This window comes from Virgibacillus sp. M23 (assembly GCF_034190895.1).
GTDB classification, from domain to species: Bacteria; Bacillota; Bacilli; order Bacillales; family Amphibacillaceae; genus Virgibacillus; species Virgibacillus salarius.
In genome coordinates, this window is sequence record NZ_JAWDHA010000003.1 from 20,465 (window position 1) to 45,436 (window position 24,972).

Annotated in this window: 19 protein-coding genes; 7 read left to right on the plus strand and 12 right to left on the minus strand. The window is 39.9% G+C overall.

Going from position 1 to position 24,972, the window contains the following annotated elements; translation table 11 throughout:
• Positions 1–476: 476 nt before the first annotated feature.
• The 5 genes from RVS70_RS01725 to RVS70_RS01745 all read right to left on the minus strand — a co-directional run bounded on the left by RVS70_RS01725 (position 477) and on the right by RVS70_RS01745 (position 8,510).
• Positions 477–4,874, minus strand: a complete 4,398-nt coding sequence (locus RVS70_RS01725) for a hypothetical protein (RefSeq protein ID WP_321132426.1) — start codon at positions 4,872–4,874, stop codon at positions 477–479.
• A complete protein-coding gene (locus RVS70_RS01730; RefSeq protein WP_281949862.1) occupies positions 4,861–5,601 on the minus strand; it encodes a DUF6063 family protein in 741 nt (246 codons plus the stop codon). The genes RVS70_RS01725 and RVS70_RS01730 overlap by 14 nt, the downstream gene beginning before the upstream one ends.
• Positions 5,601–7,103, minus strand: coding sequence for a replicative DNA helicase (locus tag RVS70_RS01735; RefSeq protein ID WP_321132427.1), 1,503 nt, complete (start codon positions 7,101–7,103; stop codon positions 5,601–5,603). Before RVS70_RS01735 ends, RVS70_RS01730 begins: the two co-directional genes overlap by 1 nt.
• Positions 7,085–8,107 carry a Wadjet anti-phage system protein JetD domain-containing protein gene (locus tag RVS70_RS01740; protein ID WP_205389320.1) on the minus strand — a complete coding sequence of 341 codons (1,023 nt, stop codon included), beginning with the start codon at positions 8,105–8,107 and terminating at the stop codon, positions 7,085–7,087. Before RVS70_RS01740 ends, RVS70_RS01735 begins: the two co-directional genes overlap by 19 nt.
• A gap of 190 nt (positions 8,108–8,297) precedes the next feature.
• On the minus strand, positions 8,298–8,510 hold the full coding sequence (locus RVS70_RS01745) for a transposase (protein WP_321132428.1): 213 nt from the start codon (positions 8,508–8,510) through the stop codon (positions 8,298–8,300).
• Between the two features lie 814 nt (positions 8,511–9,324).
• Between RVS70_RS01745 and RVS70_RS01750 the strand changes: the two genes are divergently transcribed.
• From RVS70_RS01750 to dltD, 7 genes are all read left to right on the plus strand, one after another.
• Entirely contained in the window at positions 9,325–11,067 is a 1,743-nt protein-coding gene (locus tag RVS70_RS01750; protein ID WP_321132429.1) for a HAMP domain-containing sensor histidine kinase, read from the plus strand.
• Positions 11,068–11,148: 81 nt separating this feature from the next.
• Positions 11,149–11,820 carry a response regulator transcription factor gene (locus tag RVS70_RS01755; protein ID WP_321132430.1) on the plus strand — a complete coding sequence of 224 codons (672 nt, stop codon included), beginning with the start codon at positions 11,149–11,151 and terminating at the stop codon, positions 11,818–11,820.
• A 14-nt stretch (positions 11,821–11,834) separates the two neighbouring features.
• Positions 11,835–11,981 (plus strand): teichoic acid D-Ala incorporation-associated protein DltX, encoded by a 147-nt coding sequence (locus RVS70_RS01760; RefSeq protein WP_080668743.1) that lies wholly within the window; start codon positions 11,835–11,837, stop codon positions 11,979–11,981.
• A gap of 17 nt (positions 11,982–11,998) precedes the next feature.
• Positions 11,999–13,501, plus strand: a complete 1,503-nt coding sequence (dltA, locus tag RVS70_RS01765) for a D-alanine--poly(phosphoribitol) ligase subunit DltA (RefSeq protein WP_321132431.1) — start codon at positions 11,999–12,001, stop codon at positions 13,499–13,501.
• Positions 13,498–14,655 (plus strand): D-alanyl-lipoteichoic acid biosynthesis protein DltB, encoded by a 1,158-nt coding sequence (gene dltB / locus RVS70_RS01770; protein WP_321132432.1) that lies wholly within the window; start codon positions 13,498–13,500, stop codon positions 14,653–14,655. Before dltA ends, dltB begins: the two co-directional genes overlap by 4 nt.
• Before the next feature lie 15 nt (positions 14,656–14,670).
• Complete coding sequence (gene dltC / locus RVS70_RS01775) at positions 14,671–14,907, plus strand: D-alanine--poly(phosphoribitol) ligase subunit DltC (RefSeq protein WP_026682562.1); 237 nt, start codon at positions 14,671–14,673, stop codon at positions 14,905–14,907.
• On the plus strand, positions 14,907–16,067 hold the full coding sequence (gene dltD, locus RVS70_RS01780) for a D-alanyl-lipoteichoic acid biosynthesis protein DltD (RefSeq protein ID WP_121604155.1): 1,161 nt from the start codon (positions 14,907–14,909) through the stop codon (positions 16,065–16,067). The genes dltC and dltD overlap by 1 nt, the downstream gene beginning before the upstream one ends.
• Positions 16,068–16,497: 430 nt before the next feature.
• Here the strand turns inward: dltD and iolG are convergent, their stop codons facing one another.
• From iolG to RVS70_RS01815, 7 genes are all read right to left on the minus strand, one after another.
• Positions 16,498–17,508 (minus strand): inositol 2-dehydrogenase, encoded by a 1,011-nt coding sequence (gene iolG, locus RVS70_RS01785; RefSeq protein WP_321132433.1) that lies wholly within the window; start codon positions 17,506–17,508, stop codon positions 16,498–16,500.
• Positions 17,509–17,581: 73 nt separating this feature from the next.
• A complete protein-coding gene (gene fba, locus RVS70_RS01790) occupies positions 17,582–18,442 on the minus strand; it encodes a class II fructose-1,6-bisphosphate aldolase (RefSeq protein WP_321132434.1) in 861 nt (286 codons plus the stop codon).
• A gap of 90 nt (positions 18,443–18,532) precedes the next feature.
• Positions 18,533–19,420 (minus strand): myo-inosose-2 dehydratase, encoded by an 888-nt coding sequence (gene iolE / locus RVS70_RS01795; protein WP_321132435.1) that lies wholly within the window; start codon positions 19,418–19,420, stop codon positions 18,533–18,535.
• A 22-nt stretch (positions 19,421–19,442) separates the two neighbouring features.
• Positions 19,443–21,359, minus strand: coding sequence for a 3D-(3,5/4)-trihydroxycyclohexane-1,2-dione acylhydrolase (decyclizing) (iolD, locus tag RVS70_RS01800; RefSeq protein WP_321132436.1), 1,917 nt, complete (start codon positions 21,357–21,359; stop codon positions 19,443–19,445).
• Positions 21,360–21,386: 27 nt separating this feature from the next.
• Positions 21,387–22,367 (minus strand): 5-dehydro-2-deoxygluconokinase, encoded by a 981-nt coding sequence (iolC, locus tag RVS70_RS01805; RefSeq protein WP_321132437.1) that lies wholly within the window; start codon positions 22,365–22,367, stop codon positions 21,387–21,389.
• Positions 22,368–22,548: 181 nt separating this feature from the next.
• The gene (iolB, locus tag RVS70_RS01810; RefSeq protein WP_026682281.1) at positions 22,549–23,367 is read right to left on the minus strand and encodes a 5-deoxy-glucuronate isomerase; all 819 of its coding nucleotides are present in this window, start codon (positions 23,365–23,367) and stop codon (positions 22,549–22,551) included.
• Positions 23,368–23,457: 90 nt separating this feature from the next.
• On the minus strand, positions 23,458–24,915 hold the full coding sequence (locus tag RVS70_RS01815) for a CoA-acylating methylmalonate-semialdehyde dehydrogenase (RefSeq protein ID WP_281949869.1): 1,458 nt from the start codon (positions 24,913–24,915) through the stop codon (positions 23,458–23,460).
• Positions 24,916–24,972 lie beyond the last annotated feature (57 nt).

Below are 24,972 nucleotides of genomic sequence, written 5' to 3' on the forward strand. Positions count from 1 at the left end.
AGAAAAACTGCACACCCAAAAGAAATATCCAAGGAAAATTGGCACGAATTCGTGTCATCACAGTATCCAAACAGCTTTGGGGGCTGATATCAAATACGGTTATATTCAACGAGAAGACCGAAATTTGTAATTTGGTTCCTTGTTCTTCTTGTAATAACCTACCAGTTAGTTTAAGTGAATTACTTCACAATACAACAAATCTTCGCAATAACATTATGGAAATAATTCGTTTCACAGTATCAGTCTACTACACCATACAAGAGTTAATCTTACCCATAAGCAATGGACTGGATGATTGGCTAAAAAACCATAATTTATTTTCAGTTCTCAAAAATAAAGTATGGTTTCACCAGAAGGGTGGAGTGGTGTACAATTCTGTCATTCTTTGGTACACTTTTTGTCTTTTAGTGGTCTTTAGTATGTCAGAAGTGGGTCATTTCAATGGCTGTATCACCACATAACCCTATCAAACCCTATCATTCAAACAAATCCAACTGCTCTGCCTGCCCTAACCGATCAATAACAGCTGGCTCATGATCCTGAAAATAAGCATGATGCAGCCATTTATCTGTTGTCATGACTTTTTTGCTTTCATCCTTTGACGCGCGTAATCGACAGCTATAAATAATCGGGAAGTAATCCTGCAGAAACTTGCCTTCTGCATGAGCTGTTAACGCAATGATTTGGAAGCCTAACTGCTCGGCGATAAAAAAGACTGGACTTAGAACATGATCACTTGATGCTTTGCCAAATGGATTATCTAAAATAACAGCACGGTCGGTTAAGTTGGCTTTTTTCTTTTCTGCTACATATTTTAATATGCCTAAGAAGAGCGTCATGTTTTTACTCCACTTTTCTCCTCCTGACCAGACATTGCTTTGCTCCCAGGAATAAGAGCGTGTAGAAATTTGATTATCATTGGTTACTTTACGGCAATGCACCTTCATCACATCGCGATCCATGACAACCTTGAGTAATTGCTTGGATTCCAGCCATTTTTCTAAATCCACACGAATCTTATTCATATCCTGATGCCCTTGCTCATTGTGGTATTTCTCACCATCTAATTGGTTAATGATCCACTCAGTATGATCACGAATGCGTAACTTACCGTCTTCTGGCTCCCATTTTGGAATCGAAAAGCTATAGATTGGCTTCCAGTTATCTACTTTCACTCTCGTTTTCTTTGGGATTTGCTCGAGTTCTTCAACTAATGTTTGCAAATGGGTATGAATTTGATTGATAAAAAGTTGAAGCTCTTCATCACTTTTGCGAATATGCTCATTGGCATATTTAGTGATTCGTTGAATGCTTGCGAACATATTCTGTTTAAAGGTGACGACTTCCTGATAGTCACGCTTCTGTTCGATTCCTTGAATCGTCATTTGTTGTAATTTTTTATCGGTAATTTTTGTTCGACAAAAGATACGGAACTGATCCCTAGCAAGACGGACAAGCTCGCTTTCGTCATCGACTAGATGCTTCATTTCTTTTAGCTTATCTGTCGCTTGTTTGGCAAAACGGTTGCGCTGGTATTGAAAATCAGTTGCTTCTTGTTCCGTTAACGTAATACTCGCAATTCCTGGTGCGTTAAAGTGATACCCTTCTATAAAATTCTCCAATAGCCTCTCCGCTTCATCAAGACTAGCTAACTCCTTGTTCACACGCTTGAACTCTTGATCGAGATAAGCTTTTTGCTTTTTTAGCTCGGTTTGTTCTTGTTGTAACTGTTCGTTAACAACGGTTAAGTCTTGCTCAAATCGCACTACTTCGTCATCAGGGAATCGTTTATAAAAGTCTTTATATGCTTCATTTAGTAACTCTTGTTTGACATGTAAATCTCGTTCAGTCGTTTGATAGGTTGCTCTAATTTCGGTTAATTCGCTTTTTGCTGTCTGTAATTGTCCGTGTAATCGGTCAATATACTGGTCACCATCAGCTGGGAATACTTCTGTTTTATCAACGGATGGGAAAGCTTGTTCAATTTCGTCCATCCGTTCTGTAGTCGTCTCGATCCGCTGCTGTTCGGTTTCTTGTTTCGCTTCCCATTCACCGGTTTGACGTGTGATCTTTTCTTTCTGTAGCTGTAATTCTTTGCGTTTTGATTTCAGACTGGTGATCCTTTCATCTGTGAACGTTGCTGGTAATGTTGCTACTTCCTGATATTGCTCTTCACTGGTGATTACTTCTTGTTTCATCTCTAGATCACGAATACGGTCGTTTAACAGATCGACATCTTCTTGATAACGAGTCATCGATCGTTTCGTCTGCTTGATTTTCTGCGCTAGTTCCTGTTGTTGTTCTTGGTATGTGTCAACTTCCTGCTGATGCTGGGAGATTTCCTTTTGGAAGCTTACATATTGCTGGCCATCTCGCAGTTTTGATTCGATTCCGGTGCGCTCAGCCTCTGCTTCTTCTGCTCTGTTACGATATTTATCGATGGTTGCTTGATGATCCGTAATTTGTTTGTCTGTTTGCTCGATCTTGGCTGCTAGATTTTCCTGCTCTGTTTGCAGACTGTGTAACTGCTCTTGCCAGTCTTCTACCTGCTCAAAAGGATATTTCCTTAAAAACTGGCGGAATTGTGTCAACGCTTGCTCCCAGCTTTTCAGCTCGATCTCAACGTTTTCTCTTGTTGTTGTGATCTCGCCAGCATGACGTTTTAATTGCTGTTTCCACGCGATAAACGTTTCGGAGTCTATGTTGTCACGCCAATGATTCGGGACGATCCAGTTGCCTTTTTCGATATCCGTTATAGCGGTTGCTTCTTCTGTCGTCACCACCATCACCGGCAAGATAAAGCGATCGGAAACCTGTTCTAAACGCTTGATTAATCGGGGCTTTGCCTTTGTCGTTGTCACCAAAATACTCGGCCATAACGTCGCCTGCTTTAACAATGCCTGCTGCTCTTCTGGTAGCTGATTGAGATAATTCACACCTGTTTCCAGATAATCGAGTTGATTCTTCCATAGCTCGATTTGTTCGGAGAGGAATGGATCACTGAAGAAAGTCTCTTGCTCCCCGTAGTCATCAACATAGCGTAACGAAACCCGCTCCTTATCCAACCATTTCTTGCGCTCGATTCGTTGTTTTTCAATATAGTTTTCGAGCTGACCTTCGATCGATTGCTGCTGTAAGTGAATACCTGCAACATCCTGCCAAGCACTTCTTAATATCGCCAGAGACTCGACCAATTGTTGCTCTTCATCTGACATCGCCTGTAACTGCTGTTCGACACGCTGTATTTGTAAAGCTTGTTCTTGGAAATTCTTTTGTAAGTGATTTCTTTCTTGCTGCTTTTCGTCTACTTCACGCGCCAATCGTTTGCTTTCTGTTTTCAAGTGAACCAATTCATCATCTAACACTTGGTAACGAGCTTGCCATTTTGGTAATAGCTCTTCAATTGTTTCCTGTTCTGGATTCGCGAGCAGTGCTTGACGCAAGCGATTACTATCTTTTTCACGAGTTTCGATAAAAGATTGAAGCTTGTTTACCATGCTATTCCACTGTTGCTCCGTTTGCTCATGGTTGGTGAGTTGTTTCTCTAAGGTTTTGATTTGCTCTTGTAATGGGTTCTTTTCCCGTTGTAAGTCTTGTTGTTGCTTGTTAATGTCATCGATTTGAGCTTGATAGGCACCATGTAAGGCTTGCTCTACTTTTGTCAGCTGATCCTTTAACATCTCGATATCTGCTTCCTTTTCGAACGAAGCAATTTGATCTTGGATAAAGGATAAGGATTCATTTGCTGCTTGTTGTTGTTTGGCAAATTTGGCATACCTTAATGCTGCATAACGCCCTTCGATATCGGCTACTGTTGTTTTTTGCTCTTGTAAAAGCAGACTTGCGTTTTGGTAGTCCTTGTCGATTTGCTGTTTTTCTGCTTCTTTTGCGGCAATTGTACTGGAAGCGATTTTTACTTCGTGTTGATCAGTATCATCCTGCCAGCTCATTATTTTTGCTTCAATCGCTTCTTTTTCTGTTAAAAAGGTCTGTTTGTCTGCTTTGGTTTGTTCCCAGATTCCTTTGGTTCGTTGCTTCGCCTCGAGCAATTGTTGCTCTTTCGTATGAAGACGCTCAAAAGCAGTCGTATAGCCGACTAATTCATCCTGGATCTTCTGGTTTTCAGCAATCGTTTCTTTTAACTTTTGATAATTTTTAAAGCTTTCATACCGTTGCTCAAACAAATCAGCAAAAAGGATAGGATTATGACCAGCCATCGCGCTTTCTACGGTTGGAATTAGCAAGCGATCAAACAGCTGATTTGTCGTTTTACACGCTTCAAAGAAGGCTTCAACACCACCTTCTGAACTATTGATTTTGACAATGTTCTCCCACTCGCTGGCAATAATCTGATAGTTGTCTTCAATGTATTGGCGATACTCTTTAATCGTGGCAAAGGTATTCGCTGACAAAGATTTCTCCTTCATCATACTATAGTAATCTTGTATTTCCCCGCGCTCAGCAGGACGCTTACCACCTTGCACCTCACGGACGAAAGGGATCTCCTCAATCGCATGGGGATCACCATGCTGATATTCATAGACATAACGGAGCGAATCGACGCCATGCTTATTCATAAAAAGGGTGACAGCTGTCACGACGTAACGCCTTGGTTTGTCATTAATGATCCATTCGACCGCAATATGGGCAGGCGCGCTTTCTAATGTTAATGTTTTGCCGATTTTGCGACTAGCGAGCTCTGTGTGTGGTAGCATTGCCTGTAGTGCTGTTTGAATCAACACCGTTTTACCGCCACCATTTTCTAATAGAATTGCCCCATTGTAGCCATCAAATAAAAATAATTCATCATTATAACGTTTATTGCCTTCCTCATAGATGACATTGGCTAAGCGAATTTTACTAATCGTTGGCATCTGTATTCTCTCCCTCCATCTCATAGATGAATGTAAGGATTCCTTTGTTATATTCCACTTCCATAAAATAGCGCTGGATAATGGTTTGCGCTTTATCAGTTAAGGTTATTTCTTGATTTCCAAGGGCTTTGACTAAATCTTGATCAAGTAAAAAACGCTTCACAGTATCGATAAAGCTATAGCGACTAATCGTATTACCTGTTTGACGTTTGGCACTCTCTTTCACATCATTCATATCATTCCATTTATCGACTATTTGGCGCCAGTTATAGGAGAATTCACGCTCTTTTTCCTTTAAAACTTCTTCTTCTAAGGCCTGCAATTGCTCAATCCGTTCCTGAATCTGGTGCATCCACTCCTCGATCCGTAAGAAATCACGTGTCGGGCGTGCGCTTTGATAAGAATTATAGAAGCTACCAAACAAAATGATCGTCGTAAAATACAGTAAGTAAATATCTGCATTAGTAGCGCCAGAACGCAAATAATGGCGTTTAATCCAGTCATTACTAACATGAAAGCTCGACAATTTCGTCTCAGGAATTAAATATAAATGTTCACTCGTATTCACGATAACAGCATCTACTTCTTTTGCATATAAATCTAGTAAACTACGAATATCATCGTCGGCTCGATATAGCTGGACCGCTTCTTGATCTGTAACAGACGTACGCGCTAATTTCGTATAAATACGAAAGGCTTCGATTACCTTTTCCTCACTGTAATGCACTATGACTCCTCCAATCGGATCACCATCTCTTGAATGGAATAACGTTTATAACGATTTAAAATGGCTTTCTCTTCGGTAATAACTAAACGATTATCACCAAGGATGTACAATGCTTCGGTTAATAGCGATTTACCATCCTCGTCATGCTCCATATCACCACGCGTTATCGGTGAACGCTGATGTAAGATTAACCAAAATTCATAAAAAGACCTTGATGCGTACAGTTGGGCTTGATTGGTCTCGGTTAAATAGTCAAAAAAGGCAGATAGTCTGATTTCTCGCATCTTACTTAAAACAGATAATAATTCTTCCATTAGTTTTTTATATAGTTTTCTTAACGCTTTTGCTCTAGCATCGATTTCCTCATCACTTTCCGCTTCAGGCATTGTCGTCGTTTGATCTGCTTGTTGATCTTCGACAATAGTTTGATCAGCAAAAAGTGTTAGTGGTGACCAGGTTCGTTCTTCCTCTACTTTTAAGAACGGATGGAGCACACCTTTCATCGTTTCCAGTGGCAACGGCACCGAAATAATATGCGAGGTAATTTCATGATCGAAATTAAACGCTTCAATTCCCGTGTAATACAACGACTCTTGCGCTGTAATTAAGGTCGTATTTTTTAATGATAAGGTCTGTTCTAGTAGTCTCGAATGATCGTAGTGAACCGCCTCTAGCTCTCTAGTGATCGTCAAAATTAAATCATACGTTTTTTGTTCTTTGCGATGAATATCTTTCGCATAGAGCCTGTCCTTCGTTTCTTTCACAAATTGGCGCAACTCTTTAAATTCATCATCTTCACGCTGCAAACGACTGTAACTATCATTTAATAACTCTTTATAACGATCAAACGTTTCTTCTGAAACAATACTGCGTTGAATTTCCTGTTTGAGTGCTAGCATCCGCTCATCAATACTTTCTACTGCGACACGCATTTCATTGACTTGTCTTAATGCCCCATTGAACTCGCCGCGCTCTAATTGTTTACGAAGCATCAATTGATTAATCGATAATTGAAATTCACTATAGAACTCTTTTGTAGCAAAGACAAGTTCCAAGCCATCATCGTCTAACGTATAAAACTGTTCATTTGTCGTTGGATTAAAATTATTCGTTTTGAGAATCGAATATTCGAGCTGTTCGTCTTGACCTGTTTCCCAGTTATAGAAGGAATAGGTTCGCTTGACCCCTGTCCCTGGACGAAAATTATCGATCAGACTACTAGCAAGACGAGAATAATCACTTGCTTGTAACTGATACTGTTCTGCCGTCACTTCTTGAATAAAGACAGCTAACTGCTTGACCCCTGTTTTATAGTGACGCATCACTTTTTGTTCAAAGAAAAATAGTAACGTTAATAGTCCTAAACCCTTCATATCAATTAACTTACCATTCTCATCCTTTTCCCGTTTACGTTCTAAATCCGTTAAGGGATCAAATAACGCCAGACGACGAATCCGTTCCTGATAGCCTGCTGTAATCGTTGCTATATCATGTCGTTCCAATTTGATCCCTCCCATATTTGTTGTAATTCCTTTGTTCTTAATGTTTCTTGTGGGTAATAATAGCCTTCAGCGAGTAATCGCTTGATTTGACGCTGCTCTTGTTGATCGAACCACTGTAAAAAGGCATCCTCTGCTCCCTCACGCTTTCTTTGATATGCTTTACCTTGCGCAGGCTGTTTTGCCAAGCAAGCTCGGTAAAAAGGAAACGCTAAACGTAGTTCGATTTTGTTCGCCAAACTATGCCAGATCGATATCCCCTCACGGTCGATATCACCAAAATAAAAGAAGTGGTGGTCAGCAGTGATTGGATATTGCTGATTAAATTGCTCGATACTCTGTATGATCGTTTTGCCACTTCCATAAATCAAGGTGGCAAAGGCTGTTTGTTTGATGGCTGGCAATAGACCTTGATAGGTGGTTTTATTCTCAACAATTAAATGGAGTTGTTTGGGCTCTTGTACTTGATTGGGATTAATCGCATATTTTAATGGTTCTGATACAGGCATTATTTTCATTTTATCGAATAGGTGAACCCGTTCTAATAATTCTTTACCTTTTTTCTCAGTTATCCATTTCTCATCACCAGCAATCTCATAGCTTCTTTCTGGTGTTGGAATCGCTTCTGTAGGAAAACCATTTGTTCGTATATATTGATCTATTTGTCGTAAGTAGGGTAAATCCTTCTGCCACTGTTTCGGATCATGTTGATAGTAATAGTCAAGGTTTATTTCACGATGGAATTGAATACGGTACTGTTGTAAGAGGTGGTGATGCGCTTGTTTTAACTTCGCTTTTTGAATACGATAATGCAAGGCGACAGAAGGTTTTCTAGGTGAACGCCCTTTGCTTTTCACCATCGCTAAAATGCCCGCTTCTTCTAAAGCAAGCACTTCTTCAGCAAAAGCTTCATAGCTATCGAAAAAAGGTGATGATAATTCTTGTAGTTGATTAATATCGATTGTTTTCTTTGGATATAAAGCAAGTGCTTCTTTTAGTTCTTTCATATTTTTCATCCTATGTGTTGAGATATGTCTTATTTTATCATATCGGGGGCAGGGGATGGGGTGGGACAACTTATGAGTTTTATTACTGAAATAATAAGGTAATTGGTAAATAGTGTGGAAAAATCAGCACCATAAATATTTTCATACACCCATTTATAACCAGTTTGTGACCAATCTGGGAATTGATCAGCTAACAATTTTCCGAAAATAACTTCAACCTCTCGAATTTCTTTTTAACTTTACGATAGCCTTGAATAAGCAAAATCTTTGCTCTAAGGGCTTCAAAAAAGTAACCACGACAACAATGGTTCATTGTCTTAATTAAAAGATTCAAGGACTCTGTATAGGTGTTTATAATGGGAGAATTGAAATAGTTTAGTATCTCTTCTTCCCAATTATTCATTGGCTTAATTAGATCTTCAAAAATAGGTCATTAATTTTTTAGGAACATTTGAAAGCATGGCTTTATTTGAACAAGGCATATGGGTATACGGAAGAGAATTATTTGGAGGAAATCACTAAAACAGCGAAGCAAAACTATAAAAAGAAAGTCGAGCGAAAAGAAAAGGTGAAGAGTACTTTACTCCTCACCGACTGCAAAAGATGCAAAAAAGCCTGGAATGCAACCTTTGAGACATTTTAATATACGGGAAAGCCGTATGCCTTAATATGGCATGTACGGTTTGATAAGGGGGAAGATATGAGAGTGTTTTCCCTACTTTATTGTATAGGGATAATCTAAATTCATTTCTGCATTTGTTCAAGGACGCAGGGTTTCCTATGGCTTCTTTTTATTAAGGAAATAGGTCTTGCCATGATATCGGAACCGAAAGATATATTCAGGATAGGATGTATCGAATATAGTCATTTGCGGCTGTTTCCTAATACCACCAGCCCTGCAGAATATTTGCAAGTTGGCCAGGTGTGATATGAGTTGTTTCGACCTCATTAGTGAAAGGATAATTAACGAAACATTAGCTGATCCGCGTATGCAATAAACAAGCTATATCACTAAGATATTAAATTGCCTTTTGTGTAATTCATATACTGATTATCTTTGCCCATGATCCCCCTCTTTTCTGGAGATATGCAGGTACAAAAAAGATTCCGCAACTTGAAAAAAATGTGTACAATATGCAGGGGTATATGTGGACACATAAATAACATACCCATAGCTTAAGTTATTAATAAACGCTTATGAAATTAAGGAGTATAACATGAGAAAACGTGGTATCACCGTTAAATTATTCGCTGTGACAGCTTTATTCTTTTTGGTGTTTTATGCCATGATTATGATATTTCAGTTATTATTTTTTGATCGATTTTATCAGCATCATAAAACAAAAGAAGCAGCAAAGCACATACATCAGTTAGCAGAAGCTTATGAGAAAAATTCCTGGAGCGAAGAGGAACTGACAAAACAGACACTCTCTTACATGAGAGAGACCAAAAGTCCGTTGACGATTGTGGACGCAGAAGGTTTTCAGCTGGTGCAGGATCCGTTTAACATCATGCTGGAAACAGAAGACGGCAAAATTGTGGAAATATCGCTCTCCTTACTCGTCACAGATTACGGAAAACAGCTGCGCGCATTACATATCGCAAAAGGAGATACATTGATTGTGCAAGGAGAAGCAGATGCCACGGTTCCTTCCGTCATTTATCCATCTGTTATTACAAAGAATACGTCTAGTGTCGGTGAAGATCTGGTCGATAATGAAGTGACAATCGAAGGGGAAGTAAAAAGCATTTCGCTGCCTAAGGCTGGGATGTGGAATAGGGGGATCGGACTTCTCTATGATGCACTGGTGGAATGGTTCCCGCTTGAGAAGGCGCAGATAAAGCAGCTTTCTAAAGGGGAGAGCCTGCAGCTGGACTGGGTAGAGTCATGGAGTGGAAAACATAATTTAGTACTAATTGAGCCGTTTGAGAAAGATGGAGAAATGCAATTTATGTTCTCTGTCACATCACTTCAGGAAATTAGAGACACTAATGAATCACTTCAAGTATTTTATGTATATATAGGAATCGCAGGCTTTATACTCATCCTATTGCTGTCGCTATTCTACTCACGTCTTGTTAGCAGACCGCTGATTAAGCTGAATGAAATGGCAAAAAAAATGGTGCATCTGGACTTCTCATCAGCAAAGCCGATTAAGCAGAAGGATGAACTTGGAAGCCTTTCAAACAATATGCTGGTTATGGCACAAAATCTCGATGTCGCATTAAATGATTTGAAACAAGCGAATGGAAAGCTAAAGCAGGATATGGAAAAGCGCGAGCAGATGGAGAAGGAGCAGCGCGAGTTTTTTGAGCATGCATCACATGAATTAAAGACACCGCTCAGCATTGTCAAAAGCTTCGCAGAGGGGCTGCAGGATGGTGTCAGTCCGGATAAGCGAGATCACTATATTGAAGTAATTATTGAAGAGTCGGACAAGATGGAAGTGCTGATCAAGGATATGCTGGATTTGGCTAAGTTGGAAAACGGTGCAATCCGATTAAGAAAAACATCTTTTCTACTTAGTGAAATGATTGAGAGCTTGGCAAATAAACTATTTTGTATCGCGAAAGAGAAAAATGTCATAATTGAAATCATGCCGAAGAATGAACAGCCTGTTTTGGCGGATTATGAGTGGATGGAACGAGTAATGCAAAATCTCCTTATCAATGCTGTCCGGCACAGTGAGAGCGATTCTGTCATTTCGATTCGAATCGAATTAGATCAAGAAAACGGTGACAGTGTATTCTTAATTGAAAACAAAGGCAAGCAAATACCGGAAGAGCAGCTGGATGAGATCTGGAAACGTTTCTATCGGACCGAATCCTCTCGAAGCCGAATGACAGGCGGTACAGGATTGGGGCTAGCTATCGTCCAGCAAATTCTAGACCTGCATGCATTTCATTACGGAGCGGAAAACATGCCTGACGGTGTGCGTTTCTATGTTCGTTTCAAATAATGGGATAAATTACTTATTAGGACACATAAAAGACATATAACCTTGTTAATTTATGTATATAGAGTGGAAGGAAGATTCACGATGGGAAAGACAGTGTTGCTTGTCGAGGATGAAGTAAGAATCCGAGAAGTTGTAGCCGATTACTTCAAACAGGACGGCTGGGAAGTGTATGAAACGGATAATGGTAGCAGTGCTATCGATTGGTATGATGCGGTTTATCCGGATTTAGTCATTCTCGATATCATGATGCCGCAAATGGATGGATTTGCTGTTATCAGGCAGGTGCGAAAGAGATCTGGCGTACCAATCATTTTGCTGACAGCGAGATCTAGTGACGATGATAAAATTCATGGGTTTGAACTTGGAGCCGACGAGTATGTAACCAAGCCATTTAGTCCGAAAGTGCTAGTCGCACGTGCTAATTCTTTAATGAAACGCGCAACCGAACATTACCTGCCCACTGGTCATATGATCAGCTTCGGTCAAGCAATCGTTAATATGAAGTCCCATCAGCTTCAGCTTGAGGGCAAACAAGTAGAATTGACGCCAAAAGAATATGAATTATTGGTGTTCTTGCTTCACCATAAAAATAACGTCCTTTCACGTGAGGCAATTTTGAATCACGTATGGGGGTTGGACTTCGATGGTGATATTCGCGTTGTCGATACACATATTAAAAAGCTGAGAGCTAAGCTAAGCTGTGAATCACATCACATCAAGACTGTTATTGGAACCGGCTATAAATTTGAATAAAAGGAAGAGAAAAGATGAATAAACTCAAGCAGCTGTATGCGCACACTGGTGTCCGTTTTGCTTTGCATACTTGTTTTTATCTGGCAATTCTTGTCACCTTGTTTTTGATGTACGGCTTCCATACGGCCAATACAGGCAACTATATTTATAATGATTTCTAAATGGAGAAGATAATAACATGAAACTTTTAACACGTATTGCACAGCATGCGGCAAGCAACCCGGAACAGACGGCATTTCGTACAGAGGACCAGGTGCTGAACTACGAATTGCTTTGGGACAGGTCGAGCAGACTGGCAAGCTTCATACATGCCAGGCAGCTCGGGCGGCAGACGCCAATTGTTGTATATGGCCATATGGGAACCGATATACCGGTATCTTTCCTCGCCTGTGTGCAGGCTGGCCACCCTTATATACCGGTAGATGCATCCATTCCAATGGAACGGATGCGCTATATCATGGAAAAATCCGGTGCAGAATTAGTAATTAATACAACAGATAGCAGCCTGGAATTTGATAATATCGCTGTTTTACACGTGTCAGCACTGCAGCTGGAAACAGTAGAGCCTATTGGTGATCAATATTGGGTCCAGCCTGATGAAGTTTTTTATATCATTTATACATCCGGCAGTACGGGAAATCCAAAAGGTGTTCAAATAACCGCTGCAAATCTGCAGTCATTTACTAACTGGATGACAGGTGACTTTCCGTTAGAGCAAGGAAAAGTGTTCTTGAATCAGGCACCGTTTTCATTTGATTTGTCTGTCATGGACTTTTATCCAGCGTTGCAAAGTGGCGGTTCGGTTCATGCATTGGAGAAAGATGTAATCAATAAGCCAAAGCTTTTGTTTGAGAACTTGAGTCGCTCGGCATTGCAAATTTGGACATCGACGCCATCCTTCGTACAAATGTGTTTTCCGAATCCGGACTTTAATGAAAAAATGCTTCCTGAGCTTGAGGTATTCCTGTTCTGTGGTGAGGTACTGCCGTTAGCTGTAGCCAAAGAGCTGAAAAAACGTTTTCCGAGAGCGAGAATCTTTAATACATACGGACCTACAGAAGCAACGGTTGCTGTGACGTCTGTTGAAATTACGGAAGAATTGCTCGCGAAAGAGAAGGCATTGCCGGTTGGCTATCCAAAGCCCGATATGCGTATTCTCGTTGTGGACGAATCGGGAAATCTGTTACCTGAAGGTGAAAAAGGGGAGCTTATCCTTGCAGGGCCAAGTGTGTCAAAGGGCTATCTGGGTGAGCCGCTGCTGACAGAAAATGCATTCGGCATTATAAACGGAATGAACGCCTATCGTACTGGAGATGCCGGCTTTATTCAGGACGGCTTGGTGTATTGCCAAGGCAGACTGGATTATCAAATCAAGCTGCACGGCTACCGGATGGAGCTGGAAGAGATTGAATTCCACCTTAATCAATCTGATTATATTAAGGCTGCCATTGTTATCCCTCATGCGCCAAACGAGGAAATTGAATACTTGATTGCGGCAGTGGTACCAGCCGATCATGACTTTGAGAAGGAATACAAGCTGACAGCTGCTATTCGAAAAGATCTTGCTTTGCGCTTGCCGGCATATATGATCCCGCGGAAGTTCACGTATCATACTGCTATTCCAATGACGATGAATGGGAAAGTAGACCGTAAGAAAATGAAGAAAGAGGTATTCGCATGACCCCGTATAGTTCTTTCCTTTTCTTTATCATTCTAGGTATTTTGCTACTGCCGACGATGATTCTCGGCACAATGGGTAAGCGGCTGCGGTATTACAATGTGTTCGTCACCATTGTTGTATTGGCTATTATATTTTCAGGAGGGGACGCAGGCTTCTTCTCGTTAGTAGCCTTCACCATTCTTCAGGTTGTACTGGTCAAAGGCTATATTACTTATCGACAGACAAAGAATAGCAGCCTCGTATTCTATGTAATAAGTTTTCTATCGATCCTGCCTTTGATTTTATCCAAGGTTTTGCCGATTTTAGCAGTGGATAACTGGGCAAGCTTTCTGGGTATTTCCTATCTGACATTCCGAGCTGTTCAAATCATTATTGAAACAAGAGATGGATTGATTAAGGAGCAGCTCTCGATTTTTCAGCTTGTCAATTTTATGCTGTTTTATCCAACAATTTCATCAGGTCCGATTGATCGCTTCCGCCGATTTCAAAAGGATGAAGAAAAGCATTGGACACCGGAGGAGTACAAGGAACTGCTTTATAAAGGGATTAACAAAATCTTCCTTGGTTTTTTGTATAAATTTATAATCGGCTACAGCATCAATACGTACTTCATTATGAATCTAGAATATATAGCGGATTACAAGTTTATCTATCATCTGTTGTATATGTACAGCTATAGCTTGTACCTGTTCTTCGACTTTGCCGGCTATACGGCGTTTGCAGTCGGAGTCAGTTATATGATGGGAATCCGGTCACCGGAGAACTTTAATAAGCCATTCATCAGCCGCAACATCAAGGATTTCTGGAATCGATGGCATATGTCACTGTCGTTCTGGTTCCGTGACTATGTGTTCATGCGCTTCGTCTTTTTAATGAAGAAGAAAAAATGGATACAGAACAAAATGCTCGTCTCGAATCTAGGTTATATTCTGCTGTTCCTGCTAATGGGAGTATGGCATGGTTTAGCGATTCAGTACATCATTTATGGAGCATATCATGCCTCGATGATGGCCGGATTTAATTTCTTCGAGACCTGGAATAAAAAACATAAACGCTGGCCAACAGGAAGAGCGATGACAATTGTGTCTATCGTTATCACTTTCCATGTCGTTTGTTTCGGTTTTTATCTGTTTTCTGGCAGACCATTTCAATAAAAGGGGAATATGAATATGAATTTTAAAGAAAAAGTACTACAGGTTATTGCAGAAGTTTGTGAAGATGATGTTGTGAAAGAAGAGCATGATTTGGATATATTCGACGCAGGACTGATTGATTCATTTGCGACAGTAGAATTACTTGTTCAATTCGAGGAGCAGCTTGATATCAATGTACCGATTACGGAGTTCGATCGAGATACATGGAATACACCAAATGCTATCGTTGATCGTCTGAATGAGTTGAAATAATGAAGAAGAAGTATTTTTTTGGACCAATCATTCTTGCATTGGTCCTGTTTGCCGGGGTAGTACTCGTACCCGTATCATGGCTTGCTAAGTTAGTTCCGGAGGATCGTTTGGAGGAATCGGCTACCAGTCTGGAGTCAAATATGTTCCAAGGAACATATTTGCAAAGTGAAATGCTCAAACATTCGACGTATGTTCCAATCTATGGTTCTTCCGAATTGTCGCGCTGGGATCCATTCCATCCATCAAATTATTTCGAAATGAATGCCGCTGTCTTTACACCTTATTTAATAGGAAAAGGCGGGATGACCTCTATTATTCATGATTTAAACTTTGCCACGCATGCTGATCAATTGAAGAACAAGCAGATGGTCATCATCGTATCGCCGCAATGGTTTGTAAAGCATGGTACAGACGAGCAGCATTTTGCACCCAACTATTCCGCTCTGCAAGCCTACCAGCTTCCTTTTAATAAGGAAGTGGACGAGCAAGTGAAACGAAAATTGATGCAACGCCTGATAACGTATGATGCGGTTAAGAACGACACGATACTTTATCAGCTTTATGATGCTTATTTGAATGACAAAAAGGTTAAGTTTAATATTTTTTCAGTTTCTGCAAAGGCTTATATATCCTTACTTAAGAAAAAGGATCTGTATTTCACACTTCTGAAGGATAAACCAACTAATCGGCATCAGTCAAACGAAGTGAAGGACAAGACGTGGGAAGAACTGCAGGCACAAGCTGATGCTTATGGCGAGAAACGGACACAGCATTCCAAATTTTATATTGATGACAACGTGTATAAGTATAGGAAGCATTATATCAAGGGAATGAAAGGAAAGAATAAAGGACATTCCTATGCAGAATCACTTGAGTATGAAGATTTCCAGCTGATGCTTGATATTCTCAAGGAAGCTAATGCCGACCCTCTTTTTGTCATTATACCTGTGAATGGGGCGTATTATGACTACACAGGCTTCCCCGAAAAAGGACGGCAAGAATACTACACTCGTATAAAGAAGCAAATTAATGATAGTGGCTTTACTTACGCCGATTATTCCGACCATGAATACGACCCTCATTTTATGCGTGATACGATTCATATTGGCTGGAAAGGCTGGGTTTATTTAAATGAGGATATGCAGAAGTTCCTTGAATAGCACTAGGACGATTCACCTAATAGGTGGGTCGTTTTTGGTTTGCCCAGCATGGGCGGACTCTAAGGAGGGAAGTCTTCAGTACGACCTTGTAGCGGTACGTACTTAGTCAAAAGTAAGGGTGTCCATGGGTGACGTGGAATTTGCAGGAAGCTCGAGGCAAATCTCTGGTCTGACGAATAGAAAGCATATAGGAGGCAACGTATGAGACGATTTCGAGACAATCTAAACAAGCGAGCATATGTAGATCCATTAAAAACAAGGAGGATAAACGGTTGATGGTCAATTCAAAGGTCCCTTTAGGAATTCGTTGGTAAAGTGCCCTCATAGGACGAAATTAAAACCGCCCGTAAAAACAGGCGGCTAGTTACTTCAGTTCCCATAGTTGAGTTTTATACCATCCATGAGAAAGTATTGTATCTAGTATCTAAACTTATTGAAGCTCACTTAATTCTACCGTGCGATTTTCCTTCCAGGAAATTTTAGCAGCCTTTGCTAATAACTCAGCCTGTAATCCATCCTCGAATTTAGCTACAACTGGTTTATCTTCTAAAATAGATTGTGCAAAATCATGAATCTCAGCGATGTATCCTTCATTATAACGCTCAAGGAAGAAATACATTGGCTTATCTTCCGTAACAGAAGCATTTGTGCTTACTTTAACATTTGTCGGCTTCTGATTTTCAACTTGGACCATTCCGTTGTTGCCGAATACTTCGATCCGTTGATCATATCCATATACTGCTTGGCGACTGTTATCAATAACTCCCAGCGAATCATCTGCAAAGGTAAGTGTAATAATTGCCGTATCAACATCATCATTACGTGAAAAACAATCATTCACCAGAGAAGAAGCTTTTACTGTAATATTTTTAACATCCTGTCCAGATAAGTAGCGAATCATATCGAAATCGTGAATTGCCATATCGATAAATAATCCTCCGGAGCGTTTTATATATTCTTCTGGTGGAGCTTCTGGGTCACGAGAAGTGATTTTAATAACATGTGGTGTACCAATGTCACCATTGCGAACAACATCATGTGCTTTTTTGAAATGTGTATCGAAGCGACGGTTAAATCCTACTTGGAATTTTACGCCTGTTTGTTTAATCACTTGTAAGGTCTCTTTTGTTTTCTCGATATCAAAGCTGATTGGCTTTTCACAGAAAATATGTTTATGGTTCCTTGCAGCTTTTGTAATAAAATCAATATGTGTATCAGTGCTTGAGCAGATAAACACAGCATCAATTTCCGGATCATTCAGAATATCATCCGCATTCTCTGTGATAATAGGAACTGCTTTTAAATAATCTATATCGCTTAAGTGATTAGTGTCTACATCTGAAATAGCTTTTAGCTGATAATGCTCGGATAGAAGAATGTTTTTGGCATGCAGCTTTCCGATACGTCCGGCACCAATGATGCCTACAACTACTTTTGACATAAATTAATTCCCCCAAGTCGGTAACTGTCTATATGTAGAGGCAGTCATGTTATTTATGAAACGTTTATTTCTATTATAATGCTTTGTTGGAAGTACCAAATAAATGTATTTTCTCTGCTACTACCCTTTCAATGGCACTCATCCCTGTTTGCATGATTTCCGGGATATTATGTGAATCTGGATGTAGTTCCAAATATTTACGTACTGCTTTTGTCCAAGCTTGATTACATTCGGTATTTACATTGATTTTTGCATGACCATATTCAATTGCTTTAACAATTTGATGTGAAGGTATTCCAGATCCTCCATGCAGGGCTAATGGAATTATATTCAAATTTGTGGAAATCTCCTGCATTAAATCAAACGCCAATTTAGGCTCGCCTTGATATATGCCATGAACAGATCCAAGCGCTGCTGCAAGCAAGTCTACTCCAGTTTCTTCTACAAGCTGATAGCATTCCTTGGGATCTGCATACTTAATACCAGAAGTTATTCCGTCCTCTGTACCTCCTACAGAACCGATTTCTGCTTCAACAGATACATTCTGCTTTTTGGCGTAATCGACAACTTCTTTCGTGTTAGCAATGTTTTCTTCCAAGGGCAACTTTGAACCGTCGTACATTACCGAACTGTATCCTGCGTCAACTGCTTCTATACAGCGTTCTACAGATAGTCCGTGGTCGAGATGTAGAACAACAGGTACAGTGATTCCCATTTCTTCAACCATTTTTTTAGTTGTGGTAGCAATCAATTTAAATCCGCCAAGATAATCAACAATTCGATCCGTAGAAGCTAGAATAACGGGAGACTTTTCTCTTTCTGCTACACGTAGGGTTGCTTCTGCCCATTGGAAATTATTTATGTTAAACTGGCCAATAGCATAGTGATTTTTCTTTGCTTCAGGCATCAGTTCTTTTAATGATACAAGCGACATACTTTAACCTCAATTCTTGATAGACTATATCCAGATGTCCACTTCAGCATATGGACTTGACGTGAACATCCTCTTAACGATAGTTGTTACTTAGTTTAAAATGTTTTCATCAATGTACTTCCGAGCCATTATTGCATATTCAAGTGGATGAGCAATTTCCGGGTCTTGCTCAGCTTCAACAACAATCCAGCCACAGTAGTTATGTTCTTGTAGCTTATCAAAAACTTTTTTAAAGTCGATACCGCCATCACCTGGAACGGTAAACATTCCAGCAAGAAAAGCGGATTGGAATGATGTACCATTTCCTTTGTTAGTTTGCATGACATTGTCACGAATATCCTTAAAATGTACATGTTTAATTCGGTCAATATGTTTCTCTAATAATGGCATATATTCTTTATCAGAGGCATAAATATGACCAGTATCATAAAGTAAGTGAACCAAGGCTGGATTTGTGTTTTCCATTAAGCGGTCCACTTCTTCTAATGTTTGGACAACGGTTCCAAGGTGATGGTGATAGACAAGCTTTAAACCATAGCTATTTGCTATTTTACCAAGGACATGAAGGCCGTTCGTAAGCTGCTTCCATTCATCATCTGAAAATGTTGGCTTATTAGCAAAAACATTTTGTGCTAACCCTTGAATACTGTAGGTTTGCTCGGAAACGACAGCAACGGCTGCATTAACTTTTTTTAAATAGGTACAATGCTTATGAAAAGCTTCAGCTACTTTCTCGATACCATCTCGAACAATAAAGCTGGAAAACCATTGACCAGCGATTTTTAAGTTACGAAGTTCAATTTCTTTTTTTAATGTTTCTGCATCAGGAAAGAAGCCTCCAACCTCGGTACCTTCAAACCCTGCTACAACAATATCGCTTAAAAGGTGAGATAGTGTGTTAGCTTTACCAATTTCAGGTATATCATCATTACGCCATCCGATTGGGGCAATTCCCCATTGAATATCCTGTTTCCCCATAGATCATCACGTCCAACTTCGATTAATATTGTCTTGCATTATCGCGAACTTGCTGTGTTTTTGCGTAAGCTCTTTGTACGCTTTCTCTTTCTGAAACTTCAGCTACACCTACATTCCACCAACTGCCATCGTAACCATCTGTCATTGTTTTTGGCAGCACTTTTATTTCAATTAATGTAGATACACTTTGCCTTTTTGCGTCTTCCATAGCTGTAGTTAAATCTTCCAAATTATTTACAGAATAGGTTTTCAAACCATATCCCTCGCCAATTTTACTGTAATCAATATTCATGATTTCGTTATGCAAATTACGGAATTCTGTTCCTGTACTTCCATTTCCGTGATCCATTTGCAAATTATTGATACAGCCAAATCCAGAATTATTGAATAGCAAAAGGTTGATTTTTTTATCATATTGAAGTGCTGTCACAATTTCAGAATGAAGCATTAAGAAGCTACCATCTCCAACAACAGCATACGATTCCTTGTCAGGGTTCGCTAATTTAGCTCCTAAAGCTCCGGCAATTTCGTAACCCATACAAGAATAGCCATACTCTAAATGGAACGTATTCGTCACATTAGCATTCCAAAGACGCTGCATATCACCTGGAAGGGAGCCTGCTGAAGATACAACAATTGCGTCGTCATCGACTATATCGTTGATTTTAATCAATGCGGCTGTTTGTGTTAGTTCTGTTTTTAGAGCATCTGCATACGCATTTAAAATCTCTTGACTGAAATGCTCCGAAATTTCTGGTGTGAAATTATCTCGATTGAATTCGATTCCAGCTAAGCGATTGCGTTCCTTCTCCCACTCAAGTCTTAATGCATTCATTTCTTCAGCGTAGCTTGATTGATAGTCACCAATATGTTTGTTAATTAATTGCAGTGTTGCTTTGGCATCAGCTACAACTTGAAAACCATCAAATTTATATGCTTGTCCTCGATTTACATTGATATTTAAAAATGTTGTATTATCAAAGTCAAACAATGTTTTTGATGAAGTCGTGAAATCTGAATACCTCGTACCGATTCCGATAATTAAATCAGCATTCATTACCGCTTTATTCGCAGCAGAAGTACCTAAAATACCATTTCCACCAAGATTATTATTGTGAGTAAACGCAACGGTTGATTTTCCAGCGTGTGTTTCTACAATTGGAATATTCGCTTTTTCGGAAAGCTCTATTAATTCATCTCTCGCTTGTGAATACTTAGCACCGCCACCAACTAATAGAACTGGACGTTTACTTTGAGTAATGGAGGATATTGCTCCATCTAATTCCCGTTGCGTCGGCAATTTGCGATCTACATAGTGAACCCGTTTATTAAAAAAGCTAGTCGGATAATCATAAGCCATTGCTTCAATATCTTGAGGCAAACAAATGGTTACAGGTCCGGTTGTTGCTGGATTAGTTAATACTTCAAACGCTCGTAACAACGCGCTCATTAGTTGTTCTGGTCGATTAATACGGTCCCAATATTTTGAAACGGCTTTGAATGCTTCGTTGGTGGTTATATCTGTACTATGCTCATGCTCTAATTGCTGTAGAACAGGGTCTGGCTGTCTTGTTGCAAACGTATCTGCCGGTAAGAATAATACCGGGATATTATTTGCGAAAGCAGTTCCTGCTGCAGTTAACATATTCGCTGAACCTGGACCTGCGGATGCAGAAACGCCAAAAATCTTTTGGCGGAGATGCTGTTTGGAAAAAGCAACTGCTGCATGAGCCATCCCTTGTTCATTCTTTCCTTGATAGCTTTTTAGATGACCTGGATTATTTTCAAGAGCTTCTCCTAAACCTAAAACATTTCCATGTCCATAAATGTGGAAAATACCTTCAACAAAAGGTGTTTCAATACCATCTATAGAAATAAATTGTTGGTTTAAAAATTTTACTAGCGCTTGTGCAGTTGTTAGACGGATTCTTTTACTCATTTGTTCAACCTTCCTTTCTCTTGAAGTTTAAGAACGCTCGCGAATAAGCTGTTCAATTTCTTCTACAGTCGGCATTGCTTCGGAAGAGCTATGCTTGCTGACTACGATAGAAGCAGAAGCACTGCCAAATTTCAAAGCAGTTTCATAGTCTTTTCCTTTGATAAGCGCATAAAGGAATGCAGATGCATAGGAATCTCCGGCACCAAATGTTTTTAATACCTTTGTTTTGTATGCTTGACCGCGGTGAACTGTTCCATCTGGCTCGTATGCATAAGAACCATCAACACCATGCTTGATAACAACAAGCTCAGTATGATGCTGGAATAAGTGATGAACCGTTTTTTCGTTATCACCTGTAGAATTAAGCTTTTCCATTACATCGTATTCGTCACGTGTACCGATAACGACATCGGATTGCTCAGCAACAAGAGAATAGTAAATAGCTGTTTCTTCAGTTGATTTCCATGTATATGGTCGGTAGTCTAATTCAAATATGACTTTTACATCATTCTTTTTAGCGTATTGAATGGCTTGCAATACCGCTTCACGAGAAGGGCTTTGTGCAAGTGCAGTGCCAGAAACAAGAAGCATTTTTGCTTTTTTAATATAATCTTCATTTACTTCTGTAGAATCTAAATAAAGGTCTGCTACTTTATCACGATACATTAAGATGCTACATTCTTCTGGACTTAGAATTTCTGTAAACGTAAGTCCGGATTTATGTCCATCGGTATCAAAAACGATATTGGAAGTATCAATTCCTTTATCCTGCATATATTGCTTGATAAAGTTGCCATGCTGATCCTGTGAAATTTTTCCGATAAATCCAGCTTTCAGTCCTAATTTTGAGCTGCCGATAGCTATATTAGCAGGTGAACCGCCAACGTATTTTGTAAACGTCATTGTTTCTTCCATTGGACGGTTGTATTCGTTTGCATTTAAGTCAATAGCTGCACGGCCAATCGCGATAATATCGAATTCTCTATCCTGGTTAAATGTGAGTGACATGATTTTCGCTCCTTAAATTGTGAATTTTCATAGAGGAACCGTCCGCGTCCTATTTTATAAAAATAGAAAGAGGGAGGGACGATTCAAAATCTATTAATCCAGAAAAACTAAACTATGGCATGATTTCATTTTCATTCTGGTATAGCCATGTCCAGCTCCAAGCGCTTTCCGCTTTTGGTTTTTAATCTCTATCAATAATCCATTCGTGGTCTTTTTCGTTATGAAATTTCCAAATACGTTCTGGCCCCGCCATGACATTTAAATAGTAGGAAGCATAGCCATCTGGAACGCCGACTGGATGATAGCCTTTCGGAACAAGGACAACATTTGCGTTTTCTACAGCCATTGTTTCATCTAAAGAACGATCCTCTGTGTACACACGTTGGAAAACAAATCCTTGTGGAGGGTCCATCTCATGATAATAGCTTTCTTCCAAGAAGGACTCTTCCGGGAGATTATCCTGATCATGCTTATGCGGGGGATAGCTTGACCAGTTAGCTGTTTCTGTAAATACTTCTACAACAAGCAAGCTGTTTGCAGAAGGGTCAGAGTCTGGCAAAATGTTGTGTACCTGACGTTTGTTATGATACTTGCCTCGATGCTCTACCCCATTATCCTCAGCTTTAATCAGCTTTGTCGGCAGCTCTTTATCGGATGGGGCAAAGCATAGTGCTACACGAGCTTTTGTAACGGCTGTAATCGTAGCTGTTTTATTGTGGGAAATATAAACACTGTCCGTTGGTTTTCGTTCAAATACACTGTCACGCGTACCGATTTCCGAGAAGCTTTGATATCCATCTGTGACAGTGATTTTTCCTGTCAGTGCCACAACGCAAAGTTCTAAATTAGTCAGCTTTTCATCATAGCTAGTATGAGGTTCTAAATCAACAACTTTAAAACCGACATAATGAAGATCGGAATTTTTCTCTGTCACTTCATGAACAAGCGTCACGCCGTCTGCTAGTTTATTATTTTCAGGTTTTCTTAGTAAATGACTCATAACGGACTCCTTTCAATATGGGCTGAGGCCGGGGTAGTGGGATAACAAGCCCTAACCTCATGTTAATACTGGAAAGCTGGTATTCTCTTTTTATGAAAAATCAGGTTCAAGATAACGAGCTGTTACTACCTTCTTACGCGTATAGAAATCTACGCTGTCTTTGCCATTAGCATGCAATGTACCATAGAAGGAAGACTTCCATCCAGAGAATGGGAAGAATGCCATTGGAGCCGGCACACCTAAGTTGATTCCTAACATCCCTGCATCGATATTTTCACGGAAGTAGCGTACGGATAACGCGCTTGTAGTGAATAGGCAAGCACCGTTAGCGAATTCAGATTGGTTAGCGAATTCAACAGCTTCTTTCAAGTTTTTCACACGTACAATAGATAGTACGGGAGCAAAAATTTCATCTTTCCAGATGGACATATCTTGAGTTACCCCGTCAAAAATAGTTGGTCCAACAAAGTAACCGTCTTCTAATTGTTCATCGCGGCCGTCACGAATTAATGTAGCTCCTTCTTCAATACCTTTTTCGATGTAGCCAAGTGTACGTTGTTTTGCTTCATCGCGAATAACTGGTCCTAAGAAGATGCCTTCATCCAGGCCATTACCCATTTTAATGTTGTCAGCAGCTTCTTTTAATTTAGCGATAAATTCATCTGCAACAGAATCTTCTACTGTTACAACGGCGCAAGCCATGCAACGCTCTCCAGCTGAACCGAATGCTGCGCTAATTACTTCTTTAGTTGCTAAGTCTAAGTCAGCATCTGCTAGTACAGTAGAGTGGTTTTTCGCACCAGTTAATGCCTGAACGCGTTTTAAGTTTTCACTTCCGCGTTTGTATACATATTCTCCAACAGGCTTAGAACCTACGAAGGATACTGCTTTCACAGCAGGGTGATCTAAAATACCATTAACCACATCATGTGCACCATTAACAATGCTGAATACACCCTTCGGAAGACCAGCTTCATCTAATAATTCTGCAAGTCTAGCTGCAAGAATAGGTGTCTTTTCAGATGGTTTTAAGATGAAGGAGTTACCTAAAGCGATTGCCATTGGGAACATCCAGCATGGAACCATCATTGGGAAGTTAAATGGAGCAATCCCGCCGACAACCCCTACAGGATAACGATAGTTTGTAGCTTCTACATCTGTTGCGATTGTTGCAAGTGAATCACCCATCATTAGGGTTGGCGCACCAGCAGCAAATTCTACGTTTTCAATACCACGTCCAACTTCACCTAATGCTTCACTAACGCTCTTTCCGTTTTCTTGTGTAATTAATTTAGCTAATTCTTCTTTATGTTCCTCTAATAGGTTTTGATATTTAAATAAGATACGAGCGCGTTTTGCTACAGATACCTTTTTCCATTTATCTTGAGCTGCCTGAGCGGATTGTACGGCATCTTCGAAATCTACAGAAGTAGAGATTGGTACCTGAGCTAATACCTCTTTTGTAGCTGGATTATAAACATTTTCATAGTTATCAGTTTTACTTTCGACCCACTCACCGTTAATAAAGTTTCTAAGTTTTTTAGACATTTGATATCCTCCTCTTTATTCTTACAACTTCTAATACTAGCAATCTGAAAGATAGAT

Bases quoted from the DNA above. Each gene is read 5' to 3' on its own strand.
- RVS70_RS01745 (WP_321132428.1), bottom strand. From the start codon at position 8,510: ATGAATAATTGGGAAGAAGAGATACTAAACTATTTCAATTCTCCCATT.
- iolC (WP_321132437.1), bottom strand. From the start codon at position 22,367: ATGTCACTCACATTTAACCAGGATAGAGAATTCGATATTATCGCGATT.
- RVS70_RS01755 (WP_321132430.1), top strand. From the start codon at position 11,149: ATGGGAAAGACAGTGTTGCTTGTCGAGGATGAAGTAAGAATCCGAGAA.
- iolD (WP_321132436.1), bottom strand. From the start codon at position 21,359: ATGAGTAAAAGAATCCGTCTAACAACTGCACAAGCGCTAGTAAAATTT.
- RVS70_RS01740 (WP_205389320.1), bottom strand. From the start codon at position 8,107: ATGAAAGAACTAAAAGAAGCACTTGCTTTATATCCAAAGAAAACAATC.
- fba (WP_321132434.1), bottom strand. From the start codon at position 18,442: ATGTCGCTTGTATCATTAAAAGAACTGATGCCTGAAGCAAAGAAAAAT.
- RVS70_RS01750 (WP_321132429.1), top strand. From the start codon at position 9,325: ATGAGAAAACGTGGTATCACCGTTAAATTATTCGCTGTGACAGCTTTA.
- RVS70_RS01760 (WP_080668743.1), top strand. From the start codon at position 11,835: ATGAATAAACTCAAGCAGCTGTATGCGCACACTGGTGTCCGTTTTGCT.
- dltA (WP_321132431.1), top strand. From the start codon at position 11,999: ATGAAACTTTTAACACGTATTGCACAGCATGCGGCAAGCAACCCGGAA.
- iolG (WP_321132433.1), bottom strand. From the start codon at position 17,508: ATGTCAAAAGTAGTTGTAGGCATCATTGGTGCCGGACGTATCGGAAAG.
- dltC (WP_026682562.1), top strand. From the start codon at position 14,671: ATGAATTTTAAAGAAAAAGTACTACAGGTTATTGCAGAAGTTTGTGAA.
- dltB (WP_321132432.1), top strand. From the start codon at position 13,498: ATGACCCCGTATAGTTCTTTCCTTTTCTTTATCATTCTAGGTATTTTG.
- iolB (WP_026682281.1), bottom strand. From the start codon at position 23,367: ATGAGTCATTTACTAAGAAAACCTGAAAATAATAAACTAGCAGACGGC.
- iolE (WP_321132435.1), bottom strand. From the start codon at position 19,420: ATGGGGAAACAGGATATTCAATGGGGAATTGCCCCAATCGGATGGCGT.
- RVS70_RS01815 (WP_281949869.1), bottom strand. From the start codon at position 24,915: ATGTCTAAAAAACTTAGAAACTTTATTAACGGTGAGTGGGTCGAAAGT.
- RVS70_RS01725 (WP_321132426.1), bottom strand. From the start codon at position 4,874: ATGCCAACGATTAGTAAAATTCGCTTAGCCAATGTCATCTATGAGGAA.
- dltD (WP_121604155.1), top strand. From the start codon at position 14,907: ATGAAGAAGAAGTATTTTTTTGGACCAATCATTCTTGCATTGGTCCTG.